We start from the raw sequence: 13770 nt of genomic DNA, 5'->3' as shown, positions 1-13770 counted from the left end.
AGACAATTAACAGAGACTTTCCTTGACGCCGGCCGCGTTGCCCTGAAGCTGAAGATCATCCTGGATCGCCATGCCGGCCGGAGAGTCGGACCCGGCAGGTTCAGTATCACTCACCCCGGTAAACGTTCTCTCACATTAGGTCGCTGACCGAGCATCACTATAACTGAATCGACTTGCGCACCCGGAATAATTTCCGAAACGACCACGGGGTTTTTACCTATGGCGTTTCATCGCGCCGACAACGGGCGCTTGTCTTTGAACCGCCGGCCCGTTGCATGAATTTCTTAAAATCAATACAAATATTGCCTGTGAGCATGCATTTTTCTGATACATTCGGATTGCCGTCAAGATTGCCCAAAGGCTACTCATGTTTTCCTTATCCAACCGCCTTGCCCGCAGCGTCGCCTCCCTGCTGCTGGTCCTGTCACCCATGGTCTGCCTCGCCGAAACCGGCGTCAGCGCCAATCGCATCCTGCTGGGCCAGTCAGCCGCGTTCACCGGCCCCGCTGCCCAGCTGGGCATAGACCTCAATGCCGGCGCACGGCTGTATTTTGACCAGGTCAACAGACAGGGCGGAATCCACGGCAGAAAGATCGAGATCGTCACGGCCGATGACAAGTACGAACCGGCGCTGACCGTCGAGAATACCCGGCGCCTGATACAGAATGACCAGGTGTTCGCCCTGTTCGGCTACGTCGGCACGCCGACCAGCAACGCGGCACTGCCCGTCTTTACCAGCGCCAAAGTGCCATTTTTCGCGCCTTTCACCGGCGCCCTGTCCCTGCGGGAGCCATTCAACCGGCAGATATTCCACATCCGGGCCGGCTATGTAGAGGAGACCGAACATCTGGTCGATCAACTGGCACGCGTCGGCGTCCGCCATATCGCTGCGTTCCACCAGAATGACGCCTACGGCCAGGCCGGCCTGGATGGCGTCAGGCGCGCGCTCGACAAGCGCAACATGACACTCGTGGACAGCGCGACGGTCGAGCGCAACAGCAACAACGTCAGCCAGGCGGCGCAGCGCCTGCTGGCCAAGCGCCCCGATGCGATCATCCAGATCAGCACGTATGCGGCGTCGGCCGCCCTGGTGAAGCAGATGCGGACCGCGGGCTATACCGGCCAGTTCCATAATGTGTCTTTCGTCGGCAGCCAGCCGCTGGCGCAGGCGCTCGGCGCCGATGGCCAGGGTGTAGGCGTATCGCAGGTCGTGCCGTTTCCCTGGAAGGCTTCGAACCCCGTGGTGGCGGAATACACCCGCGCGCTCAAGAACGAGGGCAAGGGCGAACCCAACTTTTCCAGCCTGGAGGGCTATATCGCCGCCAAGGTCTTTGCCGAGGGACTGCGGCGCGCCGGCGCAGACCTGAGCCGCGAGAAATTCATCGCCGCGCTCGAAACGATCACGCTGAAAAATTACGACATTGGCTTTCCGGTGGAATTTTCGCCAACACGCCACACCGGCTCGACCTTCGTCGACATGACCGTCATTACCAGAAACGAGAAATTCCTCAACTGACTCCACCGGCTGCCACGCCCGGTTCCTGCCGTGCCAGGCGACGCTTCCCTCACACGACCCACCTTGCCCGCCATGTCCAACCACTGCACCCTGCTCTACGCTGAATCCGATGCCCTGCGCGCACGCGACGTCCAGCGCCGCCTGGAACCGCACGGCATCGACGCCATACTGGTCAGCAGCGACATGGCAGGCATCACCGCGCTGTCGCAGCACCGTATCGATCTCCTCGTGGCGAATTTCCGGCTTGGCGGCGGCAACGGGCTGGACATCCTGCGCGCTGCCCGCAAGTCCCGTCCCGACCTGCCCGTCCTGCTGCTGGTGGAACCGGCCGACCTTGGCCAGGCAGCGCCGGCCTTGCGCCAGGAAGGCCTGGATTACCTGGTCAAGGACAGCGAGGAACTGTACATCGACCAGCTGCCCCGCCTGGCCAGGCGCCTGGTCCCGGCGCCCGAAGCGGACAACGAGACACGTCGGAACACCATCGAAGCCGCGCTGGCAAGGGAGCGCAGCCTTGCGCTTGCAATCGCAAACAGCCAGGAAAACGGCCTGGCCGTGTTCGACCCGGAATACCGCCTGCGGCTATGCAATACGCGCTTTTCCGCCATGCTGGACCTGCCGGAAAACCTGGCCGGCGACGGCAGCCAGCTAGCCGACATCCTCCGGTACCGCGCCGAGCGCGGCGACTTTGGCGCCCTTCCTCCCGCCGAAGCCGTCGCACAGCAAATTCGCCGGCTGATATCCGAACCAAGCTTTTGCTTTGAACAGGAATACCCGGCCAGGCCTGCGTGCCAGGTCAGCGGCAGCCGGCTCGACGATGGCAGCCTGATGCTGAAATTGGCCGAACTGGGCAATACCGGTCAGGCAGAACAGCACAACTGGCGCAATGCCAACTTTGACAGCCTGACCGGCTTGCCTGGCAGGGCGTTGTTCATGGAACTGCTGAAGCACCAGGTGCAGCGCGGCAGCCGTTGCGGCTACAACGGCGCGGCGCTCCTGCTGCTGGACCTTGACGGTTTCAGGCAACTCAACCAGGCCTATGGCAATCGCCACTGCGACCAGTTGCTGGCTGAAGTGGCGCGACGGCTCATGCGCGCAGTACGGGAATCGGATGTCGTCGGCAGGCTCGACGGCGACCAGTTCGGCATCCTGGTGGTCGACGTAAACACCTCCGAAAACGCCGAGATCGTCGCAGGCAAGCTGCTGGCGGCAATCGCCAGGCCGTTCAGGATAAACGGCATGGAGATCAGGATAACGGCCAGCATCGGCATCTGCTTTCATCCAGCCGAACTGCACAGCGCCGCAGCTCTGACCGAGATGGTCGAGGAGGCTGTCGGCAAGGCAAAGACCGCCGGTAAAAACCGCTATATCTTTGCGTGAAATCATACGTAATGCGCACAGCCGCAAAACCTGATGTAACATGCCGACTTCGGTGATTTTCGTGCAAATAACAAAAAGATAATGATTATTTGCAAGAAGATAACGGAATGCAGCTTTTTAAGCACACTCGCCGCGCCGAATCACCCTTTCATAAATCCTGGTAAGAAATTTACTTGGGGAAACTTTTGTTTGTCGCGATAATGTGTTGATCCTGTCGCCACTTCCCCGCTCATCAAGGTTTTTCATGAACAACCAGTCCAAACCCAATAAATCCCGATTCCTCTCCGCTTTTTCGAAGAACTACTCCGGCCCGCTGAGCCACGTCGCCCTGTCGGCGCTGAGCGCCTGGATGATGGTCCAGGGCTTGAAGGGCCTGGCAGGCTTCACTGTCAGCACCCAGAGCGCAATGGCCGATCTGGTCGGCATCCTCGTCATCGTCGGCATCGCCCGCTGGATGCGAGTCAAGCCGGACGCCAAATGAGCGAAGCGGCGTGATGCCGCTGCATGAAGTCCCGCAACTGGTCGACGGATAAGGGCTGGCTCAGGTAATAGCCCTGGATTGCATCGCAGTCGTGACGCTGCAAGAAATTCAGTTGATCGGCTGTTTCAACGCCTTCGGCGATGACTTTCAGATTGAGTGCATGCCCCATCGCGATGATGGCCTTGACGATGGCGGCGTCGTTCGGCTCGCCCGGAATGTCCTGCACGAAGGATCGGTCTATCTTCAGGCTGTCCACCGGAAAGCGTTTCAGTTGCGCCAATGACGAATAGCCGGTGCCGAAGTCATCGACCGCGATCCGGACGCCAATCGCCTGCAGCGCAGACAGGATTTTCATCGCCCGCGCCGGGTCCTCGATCACCAGGCTTTCCGTCACCTCGAGTTCAAGCAGTTCACCGTCGAGCTCGTAGTGCCGGAGGGCCGATTCGATATTGGCCGCCAGCGCCGGGTCGGCAAACTGGCGCGCCGACAAATTGATGGCGACCGGCAGCACGGTCTGGCCCGCCGCGCGCCAGGCCGCCATCTGCCGGCAAGCTTCGTGCATTACCCAATTGCCGATATGCATGATGTCGCCGGAGGTTTCGGCGATGGGAATGAACATGGCCGGCGACAGCACGCCATAGTGCGGATGCGCCCAGCGCACCAGCGCTTCCGCGCCTGTCACCTCGCCGGATCGCAGATCGAGCTTGGGCTGGTACAGCAGGCGCAGTTCGTTGCGCTGCGCCGCGCCGGGGAGATCCGCCCTCAGTGCCAGCCGCTGCACCGAAGCGGCCAGCATGTCGGCAGCGTAATGGCAGACGGCATTGCCGCCCTGCGCCTTGGCCTGGCTCATTGCCAGGTCGGCGCCCCGCATCAGGGCCTGCGCATCGTCGCCATCGTCCGGAAACAGGCATAAGCCTATGCTGGCCGTCTGGCGAAACACCCGCAGGTCGACTTCGACCGGTTCAGCCAGGGCCAGCGCCAGTTCACGCGCCATGGACCGCAGGCTTTCCAGCGAGGACGGATTACGCACCAGCACGACGAACTCATCGGCGCCCAGCCGGGCAGTTTCGTCCGTTGCGCCGGCAACCTGGCGCAGGCGCCGCGCCGTCTGCCGCAGCACCGCGTCGCCGGCCTTCTGCCCCAGGCTTTCGTTGACCAGCCTGAAGCGGTCCAGGTCGATGCACAGCAGGCCCGCCGCCTGGCCTCGCCGACGCGCCTGGCGCAACTCCTCCTCAAGCAGTTGCCGGAAACGATCGCGGTTGGGCAGGCCCGTCAATGCGTCATAGCTTGAAAGATCGCGTATCTGACGCTCGGCGATGTAGGCGGTGACGGCAACGCCGGCGAGGTCGGCCGCGGCGGCCAGCATCTGCATGTCGAACTTGTCCGGCGCGCCCGGTACGCGATGATAGATTGCCACGGTGCCCAGCACCTGGCCCGACCTGCCAAAGAACGGCCTGGAGCAGCAAGCCGCCAATCCATGGGGCACCGACAGACTCTGGTAATTGCGCCACAGCGGATCGCTGGCGGTATCGGCGGTAATGACCGGTTCGCGCCGGTAGGCGGCAGCGCCGCAGGAACCGGTGGCCGGGTCCACCGTCAGCTGCAAAATAGCCTGATGAAACGACGATGGCAGCGACGGCGCGGCGGAACGAATGAAATGCTCGCCATCCTCGCTCAGAAGCAGCACCGAGCACAGCGCCTGCGGCGCCAGTTGCTCGACCATGCGCGCGATGTCGTCGAGGATGGCCTGCAGATCGTCGCCATGCAGGACCATTTTCATCACCCGTGCCTGGGCTGCGAGAAATTTGGACAATGCGCGCGCTTCCGGAAGCGGAAAGCCGGCTGCCTGCGGCAGATCGCCGAGCGCGGGCAGCTTCGCGCCTTTCCCTGGCGGCAGATCGCCGCCAGGGAATGCCTGCAACGGCGTTCCACTGGCAATCGGATGGAACATGGCCACGATGCGGGTAATGTGGCCACCTTCGTCAAACGCCGTGCCGCGCATGCGTGCTGTACACGCCAGCCATCCTTCAGGCGTACGGATGCGCAGATCGACGGTAACGATAGGCATGCTTCTCGACAGGCAGCGGCTGAGCGCCGCATTGAGTTCGCCGTGATCGTTGGGATGAAGCAGTGCACGCGCAGCCATCGAGTCAAGGTAAACCGGGGCGGTGTCAGCCTGTTCCGATGCTGCGGCGGGGCGCAGTATACAGACCAGATCGTCTTCGATCTGCCATATGACGGACGTGGTTTCAAGCGCGTTGCCGACGAGTTCAAGCACGGAAGCAGTTATTTCCCTGCCCGAGTCGTCACTCAAGTCTCCTTTTCTTCCTGACCCGACGTGGTCCATAGCCACCCCTGTTGTCTACCGATCTATCGTTAACGGCACCGCGCGCGATTACCAAAAAGCACTTCCATCACAAGAAATTAAGCTTATCGTCGCACTTGGCTTAATCGACCTGTATGCGCAGAATCAGCATTTGGCCAATATTTACAAATAATTGCTCATTTGTCATGTATCTGCATTCTGACGCCTGCATACCAGAAGTTGCCTATGAAACGTTCAAGTTCGGAATTGACGGCGCTAATCAAGTTGCCCGCATCATCGGTACTTATCAAAAACACTGCATGGGCTAGGCGTACCCGCCCAACCTATCTATACTTTCGCAAGCAATGGACATGCACGTCAGGCAACAACCGATCGTGCTCAAGATTTCAAACAAGGAATTTGCCGAAGGCAAGCCGACTATGATTCGCATCGTAATTGCAGATGACCACACCATCATGCGCGAGGGACTCAAGCGCATTCTCGATGGCGCAGACGACATTGAAGTGGTGGGTGAAGCAGTGGATGGGTTCGAAGTTCTGGCGCAGGTGCGCAAGGGCGGATTCGATCTGCTGATGCTGGACCTGTCGATGCCAGGCCGCAGCGGCGTCGAGCTGATCCGTCAGATCAAGGACGAGATGCCAAAGCTCAACATACTGATCCTGACGATGCATGAAGAAGAACAGTATGCGGTGCGAGCCATCCGGGCAGGTGCCCGTGGCTATCTGACCAAGGAGAGCGCAGGCACCCAGCTGGTCAGCGCTATCCGCCGGGTGGCGTCCGGAAGGCCGTATATCAGCATCGAGGTAGCCGAGCAGTTGGCCATGGAAGCCATGCCGTCGGTCGAGGAGTTGCCGCACAAATACCTTTCCGACCGCGAATTCGAGGTGTTCAGCCTGCTTGTGATCGGCAAATCAATTACGGAAATTGCCGAACTGCTGCACCTGAGCGTCAAAACCGTTAGCACCCACAAGACCCGTATCCTGCACAAGATGGGCATGCCCTCGCTGGCTGAATTGGTGCAGTACGCGGTAGCGCATCGGCTGCTGATGCCGATGCGACTATAATTTTCGCTCGTCGTTAATTCTCTATCCCTACCCTTAGGCTTTTCAGCCTTTAAAACCATCACATCGATCTTTCAGCGCACCAATTGTCTGACAGAGAACATGTAGGACAAGGGTAGGAAAATCCCTACACCCTCATTCAGCGCATCCCGATAGTCAGTAACCGCCAGTATTGGGATACTGCCCATGTGTTTCACGCGCCTTGCTTCTAACAGTTACAAATCTGGCTGCCGAACTCGAAGACGCAAAAACCGTGCGTCGTCTTTCTGGCAGGCAAGGCACGCAAGACATTGACGTCATGCAAGACCATTGCCGGGAACAGGTTTTCGTCCCCTTTCCGGCCCGACGCTGTATCTATGCACTGATTTGGGAGATCGCTATGGGTGCCACGCAAGTTCAAGAAAACCGTTCCGAGGCCGGTGCGATGTCGCTGCGCTTGCCACCGATGGAAGCCGGCTGGCAACGCCAGGGAAAACTCTGGTCCAATCTGAAGGAGTTGTGCGCCCTGCTGCGGATTCCAGCGACATCCACGATGAACGATGACGACTTGCTGTTCCAGCATGTGCAATTCAAGACCGGGCAACGCATTCACACCATCGGCCAGCCGTTCGACACGCTGTATATCGTCCACTCGGGTTTCCTGAAAACCGTGCTGATCGATGAATACGGCAACGAACAGGTATTGAGCTTCCCGATGAAAGGCGATCTGTTCGGCGTGGATGGCATTCATACCCGGCGTTACGCCTCGGAAGCGGTTGCCTTGTCCAATTGCGACCTGGTTCTGCTGCCGTTCAAGAAATTTACCGCGCTTGGCCGTACGCATATCGAACTCGAACATGCGATGTACAGCGTGATGAGCCGGGAACTGGTGCGCGAGCAGGCCATGGTCAGCATGCTCGGCGCGCTCAGTGCCGAGGCCAGGGTGGCGCGTTTCCTGGTGTCGCTGTCGGAACGCTTTGCCGACATGGGCTATTCCAGCAAGCTGTTCAACCTGCGCATGACGCGCCACGAGATCGGCAGCTACCTCGGCCTCACGCTGGAGACAGTGAGCCGCACGCTGTCGGCGTTCAATGAAATCGGCCTGATCACCGTCGACCAGCGCTCGATTGGCATTTGCGATGCCGATGCCTTGCGCACCCTGCGCCGCCTGCCGCCGTCGACCACCCGCAACCGCCAGGCCGCCGGCCGCAAGAACCGGACGGCGCCGGTATCGGACGAGCCATCGGGCCCCGAGCCTGCCACCTGGGATCAATTGATGAGCGCCTGACGAGCGCTGCCTCTTTTGACAGCCGGCACGGACGGGGCCTACCATGAGCCTCGCCCGTGCCGGCCGTTCATGGCCATGATGTTTTGCACGGCCTTCCAGTTCAAACCGAAAGCCACATGCCATCTGACGGACTGTCTTCAGCCATGGATTCCGGACGCCGTGTTCCCGGCGCGATGGCGCGCCGCATTCTCGTCGCGGATGACAGTCCGGTCAACTGCATCGTGGCCCAGCGCATGCTGCACAGCCTGGGCTTTTCTTCCGAGATGGCGACCACTGGCCTTCAGGCCCTCGAACGGCACAGGAAACGTCCCTATGACCTGATCCTGATGGACAGCCAGATGGCAGGCACGAACGGGTTTGAAGCAACCACGCGCCTTCGCGCCATGCAGCGGCATGGCGCGGTGCCGTTGATTGCCTGCACGACGGCATCGTCGGATGAGCAACGCAACGCCTGCCTGCGCGCGGGCATGGATGATGTCTGCGTCAAGCCTCTGCAGCCCGTGCCGCTGCGCAACCTGCTTCTGCTCTGGCTGCCGCCGCATACCGTGGAAGAAGCCAGCCGGCGCGATGCGCTGACCAGGGCCGAACTGCTGTCCCTGGCCAGCCTGTTCGGCGCCGGCTTTGACGATGTCGTGCTGACTTTCCGGAACGATACGGAAGCGCGCCTGACGGCATTGCGGCAGGCGGCTGCGGGAAGCGACATGCCGCAACTGCGCAAGGTGGCGCATGCGCTTGCCGGCAGCTGCGCCTCGATCGCCGGATGGCGGATGGCGGGACTGTGCCGGGTACTGGAATTGAAGTGCCAGGCCGGACAGCGCGCCGGCCTGGCCCGTCTTCTGGCCGAGATCGGCAAGGCCTACTGCAGTTTCAATCTGCAGCTCGACCATGTACTGCGTTGCCAGCAGTTGAGCCAGGCCAATGAGCATTCATCGCCGACGCGATACTAATACGCCCGTTCCGTCATTTGGGAGTTCACGCATGGAGATTTCAACGCCGCTCGTTCAACCTGCGCCTTCCCGCCGTGCGCTTGTGATCGATGACAGCTCCGTGGAACGGATGCTGGCAACGGCCGTTTTGCAGAAGCTGGGTTTCGCCGTGCATTGCGCCGGCACAGCCGAGGAAGCGCTGGCGCTGCTGGCGCATCGGAGGGTGGACCTGGTGATGTGCGACCTCGCCCTCCCCGGCATGGATGGCCTGGCGCTGCTCACAGCACTATGCGCTCGTGCTGCGCCGCCTCCCTGCATCGTCCTCTCCGCGCATGACGATCCGCGTCATGCGCAGGCCGCCATGCGCGCCGGTGCGCGCGCCTATCTGGTCAAGCCCCTGCGCCTGGCCGACATGCGCGAGGCGGTGGCCGCGGTCTGTACGGCGCAGCAGCCGGAAACCGCGGCGGAACCGGTCGCCGCCGCCGCGGCAGGCGCCAGACCGGCAGATGCCAGCGCCGTCAGCCGTAGTGCGCGACGGACGGCCGCCGCAGTTGTGAAACCAGTTCGATCAGCCTTGGCCTTACTTCTTCCAGCAGGAATTCGCGTGACAGGTTGAAGGCCGGTCCACCGCAATTGATGCTGAGCGGGGCCGCGTTTTCCGTAGGCCTGAAGGCCACCGCAATCGCGTTCACGTCCGGCTGCCAGTCGCCGAACGAGGTGCAGCAACCCAGCGTGTGATACTCGTCGACTGCCCGCATCACCCGGTCGCGCAGCGCCGGCCAGGCCAGCTCGTCAAGGTCGCGCACCCGCTCCAGGATGTCGTTGCGCTCATTGGCGGAGACTTCCGCCAGGTAGGCACGGCCCATCGCGGTGCTGGCCACCGGAATGCGCGCGCCCACGTCCAGGCGCAGGGTCAGCGCTGCCTGGCTGCGGCAGTTTTCAACGTAGATCATGCTCAGCCGGTCACGCATGCCGAGCGACACCATCGTGTGCGAGAAATCGGCCAGCTCCTGCATCAGGGGCCGCGCCATCTGCCGTATGTCCAGCCGCGACAGCATCGCGCTTCCCAGCGCCAGGGTCGCGGTGCCGAGCCGGTACTTGCCGGCCTGCTCGTCGTATTGCAGGTAGCCCAGCTTGGTCAGCGTGTAGGTCAGGCGCGAGACAGTGGACTTGGGCAGCCTGCTGCGCTCGGCAAGTTCCTGATTGCCAAGGAGCTTGTCTCCCGAGCGGAAGCAGGCCAGCAGCTCCAGGCCCCGCGCCAGGGCGGTGACGAAATGCCGGTCTTCCTTGATATTGGGCCGGCTCAGGACGGCATCGGGCGACGTCATCAATTGTTGCGTCATGGTCTTGCTCCCCTGGTTATCGATGTCAATGCCGTGGTCAGTAGCCGGCAGAGGCCATGCGCTGCAATTCCTTCTTGAGGATCTTGCCCGTCGCCGCCGCCGGCAGGTGTTCCATGATCACGATCCGGCTTGGCACCTTATAAGGCGACAGCCGCTCCCTGGCATAGGCACGCAGCGCCTCCTCGTCGATCTGCGCGTCGTCCACGACCTCGACAAAGGCCATCACTTCCTCGTTGCCTTCGACGGCGCGGCCGACCACGGCCGACTGCACCACGTCGGGATGCGCATTGAGCACCTGCTCGACTTCGATCGGATAGACATTGAAGCCGGAACGTATGATCAGCTCCTTGCTGCGTCCGACGACGTGAAAGGCGCCGTCGGCATCCATGCGCGCGAGGTCGCCGGTGCGCAGCCAGCCATCCTCGATGATGATTTCGGCGGTCAGCTCGCTCGCCTGGTAATAGCCCAGCATCACGTTCGGTCCGCGTACCTGGATCTCGCCCACGCCCTGCGCATCCTGCTCAGCGGCGTAGAGCCGCACTTCCACGCCGGGAATCGCCTGTCCGACCGAGCAGTCGGTGCGCGGCGCATCGAGCCGGGTCTGGCAGATCGAGGGAGCGGCCTCGGTCATGCCGTAGCCATTCTGCAGAGGCAGATGGAAGGCCTTTTCAAATGCCGACTTCAGGGCCGGCGTCAGCGGCGCGCCGCCGGACTGGGCTACCCGCAGGTGCGGCGCCGGCAGCGGATTGCCGCTGCTCTCGCTCCAGGCCAGCAGCTTGGCATACATCGCCGGCGCGCCATGCATCACGGTCACGCCACGCATGGCCAGCGCATGCGCCAGGGCCGCTTCCGAGAAGCGCGGCACCAGCATCAGGCTGGCGCCGCTGATCATCGACGCCACCAGCAGCGCCGACAAGCCGTACACATGGGACAGCGGCAGCACGCCGTAGACCGTGTCGCCCGGCGCCAGATTGCGCATGCGGCGATTGTTGTTGCCGATGAAAAGCAGGTTGGCATGGCTCAGCATCACCGCCTTGGGCGCGCCGGTGGTGCCGGAGGTATAGACCAGCACGGCGGGCTGGCGCCGAGCAGCATCGAACACCGGTTCAGGCTCGGTGCGTATGTTGAGGGGGCCCATGGCGACCTGCCCGATCACGGGCCATTGCTGCAATTCCGCTCCGCGGGCCTGGCCGTGCGCCTGCGCCGAAGCCGATCCGGCGCCGAAATACAGCGTGCGCCGCGCGCCGGAATGGGCAATGAAATTGTCGATCTCGCGGGCCGACAGGCGTGCATTCACCGTCGCGGACCAGGCGTCAAGCTGGCTCACCGCCAGGATGCACACCGCAAGGGCCACCGAATTCTCGGCAACCAGCAATACCCTGTCGCCGGCGCGCACGCCGGCTGCCGCCAGCTGCGCCGCCACCGCGCCGACCGCATCGGGCATCTCGCGGTAGCGCAAGGTCAGATGGTCGTCCGTCAGGGCAATATTGTCGGGATGGCTTGCAACCCACGGCAGAAAAGCCTCGTGGATGCGGCGCGGCAAAGCCGGTTCGGCCGAGTGGTTCAGCATATTGTCTCCTCGCATGCTGTCGTACATGCATTCTGTTTCAGGCGATACTGTCATAATGGAACCCAAAAATCAATTTGGTTCAGAATTGAATTCTGCACTGCAAAACCGTCATTCTAGTGTGAATTGGCGTAGCGCGGTAAACGGCCTGCATTCGCCAGCATTGCCTCCGATCAATCAGTCCGCGGCGGGGCGGCAATTCTTGACATCTCTATGGCACTCACATAGAGTTCCGCATGCCCAAACAGCATTCCACCGTGCAGAATAAAAATTTGCACTGAAAAACTCCCGACCTGGCGTCGCGGCGAAACAAGAGAACATCCCAGGAGAACAAGCATGCAATCCAGTTACCTTCCTGAGCCAAGCTCCCCCGAACTGGTCGTCGGCATCGTCGGCTGCGGCGTGATGGGGCGCGGCATTGCCCAGATTGCCGCGCTGGCCGGCGCCACGGTCTGGCTCAACGACACCCGCGCCGGCGCCGCCGAGGCCGCCAGGCAGGCGCTGGCCGGCACCTTCAATATGCTGACCGAGAAAGGCAAACTGCAGCGCGACGCCGCCGACAGCGCGATCGCCCGCCTGCATGCCGGCGACGACCTGAAGCAGCTGGCCGGCTGCCATGTGGTCGTCGAAGCCATCATCGAACAGCTCGAAGCGAAGAAGACCTTGTTTCGCACGCTGGAAGAGATCGTCAATCCGGGCGCCATCCTGGCGACCAATACGTCTTCCCTGTCGGTGACCTCGATCGCCGCCGGCCTGAAGCGGCCGGAACAGGTGGCCGGCTTCCACTTCTTCAACCCAGTGCCGCTGATGAAGATCGTCGAAGCGATCGGCGGCCTGATGACGGCGCCGGAAATCGTCGACTACATGCTGGCGCTGGGCCGCCACTGGGGCCACACCGCAGTGCGCGCCAAGGACACGCCGGGCTTCATCGTCAATCACGCCGGCCGCGGCTTCGGCACCGAGGGCCTGCGCATCCTGGCCGAGAACGTGACCGACATCCCGACCCTGGACCGCATCCTGCGCGACGGCCCCGGCTTCAAGCTGGGCCCGTGCGAACTGATGGACCTGACCGGCCTGGACGTGTCTCACCCGGTAATGGAATCGATCTACCACCAATACTACGAAGAGCCGCGCTTCCGTCCGCAGAATCTGACGCGCCAGATGCTCGACGCCGGCGCGGTCGGCCGCAAGGTCGGCCATGGCTTTTACCGCTACAGCGCCGAAGGCAAGAAGGACGTCGCCGCCGAGCCGGCGCCCTCCTCCGCGCTGCCGCCCTCCGTCTGGCTGTCGCAGGCGCGGCCGGAACTGGCGGCGCGCATCGCGCCCTTCCTGCAGGCAGCCGGCGTGACCGTGGAAGACGGCGACAAGCCGAGCGAGCGCGCGCTGTGCCTCGTTACGCCGCTGGGCGACGATGCCACCCGCTGCTGCGTGGCGCAGGGCCTGGACCCGCGCCGCACGGTCGGCGTGGAAACCCTGTTCGACCTGACCCGCCGCCGCGTGGCCATGACCACGCCGGCGACCGATGCCGCCTATGCCGAGATGGCGCGCGGCCTCTTGGGCGCGGATGGCGTGCCGGTCAGCCTGGTGCGCGACAGCAGCGGCCTGGTGTCGCAGCGCGTTGTGGCGCATATCATCAATATCGCCGCCGAGATTGCGCAGCAGAATATCGCCGAGCCGGCCGATATCGACCGTGCCGTCACGCTGGGCCTGGGCTATCCGCGCGGGCCGCTGGCCTGGGGCGACGAGCTGGGCACACGCACCGTGCTGACCATCTTGAACAACCTGCTGCAGGAAACCGGCGATCCGCGCTATCGCGCCAGCCAGTGGCTGCGGCGCCGCGCCGAACTCGGCCTGTCGCTGCTGCAGCGGGAAGTCTGATCCGAACCGGCCTGCGCCCTGTCGCGCC

The 13770-nt window shown here is 62.5% G+C and carries 12 protein-coding genes; 9 read left to right on the top strand and 3 right to left on the bottom strand.

Features of this window, described 5'->3' with window-relative positions; translation table 11 throughout:
• The first annotated feature begins 367 nt into the window (after positions 1-367).
• The 3 genes from ABC383_RS01110 (at position 368) to ABC383_RS01100 (ending at position 3374) form a co-directional block, all read left to right on the top strand.
• Positions 368-1516 (top strand): ABC transporter substrate-binding protein, encoded by a 1149-nt coding sequence (locus ABC383_RS01110; protein WP_413011194.1) that lies wholly within the window; start codon positions 368-370, stop codon positions 1514-1516.
• A 72-nt stretch (positions 1517-1588) separates the two neighbouring features.
• Positions 1589-2893 carry a diguanylate cyclase domain-containing protein gene (locus tag ABC383_RS01105; RefSeq protein WP_413016198.1) on the top strand — a complete coding sequence of 435 codons (1305 nt, stop codon included), beginning with the start codon at positions 1589-1591 and terminating at the stop codon, positions 2891-2893.
• A 244-nt stretch (positions 2894-3137) separates the two neighbouring features.
• A complete protein-coding gene (locus tag ABC383_RS01100) occupies positions 3138-3374 on the top strand; it encodes a hypothetical protein (RefSeq protein WP_194714499.1) in 237 nt (78 codons plus the stop codon).
• Here ABC383_RS01100 and ABC383_RS01095 read toward each other — a convergent pair.
• Positions 3355-5154: a putative bifunctional diguanylate cyclase/phosphodiesterase gene (locus ABC383_RS01095; RefSeq protein ID WP_413011192.1), complete on the bottom strand. Its 1800-nt coding sequence runs from the start codon at positions 5152-5154 to the stop codon at positions 3355-3357. The two genes, ABC383_RS01100 and ABC383_RS01095, sit on opposite strands and share 20 nt — an antisense overlap.
• Between ABC383_RS01095 and ABC383_RS01090 the strand changes: the two genes are divergently transcribed.
• The 5 genes from ABC383_RS01090 (at position 5137) to ABC383_RS01070 (ending at position 9570) form a co-directional block, all read left to right on the top strand.
• Positions 5137-5706 carry a hypothetical protein gene (locus ABC383_RS01090; RefSeq protein WP_413011190.1) on the top strand — a complete coding sequence of 190 codons (570 nt, stop codon included), beginning with the start codon at positions 5137-5139 and terminating at the stop codon, positions 5704-5706. The two genes, ABC383_RS01095 and ABC383_RS01090, sit on opposite strands and share 18 nt — an antisense overlap.
• A 413-nt stretch (positions 5707-6119) precedes the next feature.
• Positions 6120-6764, top strand: a complete 645-nt coding sequence (locus tag ABC383_RS01085; protein ID WP_194714535.1) for a response regulator — start codon at positions 6120-6122, stop codon at positions 6762-6764.
• Positions 6765-7206: 442 nt separating this feature from the next.
• Positions 7207-8028 carry a Crp/Fnr family transcriptional regulator gene (locus ABC383_RS01080; protein ID WP_413016197.1) on the top strand — a complete coding sequence of 274 codons (822 nt, stop codon included), beginning with the start codon at positions 7207-7209 and terminating at the stop codon, positions 8026-8028.
• A 143-nt stretch (positions 8029-8171) separates the two neighbouring features.
• Entirely contained in the window at positions 8172-8975 is an 804-nt protein-coding gene (locus tag ABC383_RS01075) for a response regulator (RefSeq protein WP_413011188.1), read from the top strand.
• 31 nt (positions 8976-9006) lie between these two features.
• Positions 9007-9570, top strand: coding sequence for a response regulator (locus ABC383_RS01070; RefSeq protein ID WP_413011186.1), 564 nt, complete (start codon positions 9007-9009; stop codon positions 9568-9570).
• Here the strand turns inward: ABC383_RS01070 and ABC383_RS01065 are convergent.
• Together ABC383_RS01065 and ABC383_RS01060 are read right to left on the bottom strand one after the other, a co-directional pair.
• Positions 9473-10297, bottom strand: coding sequence for an IclR family transcriptional regulator (locus tag ABC383_RS01065; protein ID WP_413011184.1), 825 nt, complete (start codon positions 10295-10297; stop codon positions 9473-9475). The genes ABC383_RS01070 and ABC383_RS01065 overlap by 98 nt on opposite strands.
• 37 nt (positions 10298-10334) lie before the next feature.
• Complete coding sequence (locus ABC383_RS01060) at positions 10335-11867, bottom strand: class I adenylate-forming enzyme family protein (RefSeq protein ID WP_413011182.1); 1533 nt, start codon at positions 11865-11867, stop codon at positions 10335-10337.
• Positions 11868-12200: 333 nt separating this feature from the next.
• On the opposite strand from ABC383_RS01060, the gene ABC383_RS01055 reads away from it, so the two are divergent.
• Entirely contained in the window at positions 12201-13742 is a 1542-nt protein-coding gene (locus ABC383_RS01055; RefSeq protein ID WP_413011180.1) for a 3-hydroxyacyl-CoA dehydrogenase, read from the top strand.
• Positions 13743-13770: the final 28 nt, after the last annotated feature.

It is taken from the genome of Noviherbaspirillum phoenicis (genome assembly GCF_047237965.1).
In the GTDB taxonomy this organism is placed as follows: domain Bacteria; phylum Pseudomonadota; class Gammaproteobacteria; order Burkholderiales; family Burkholderiaceae_D; genus Noviherbaspirillum_A.
This window is presented reverse-complemented; position numbering and strand designations above follow the sequence as displayed.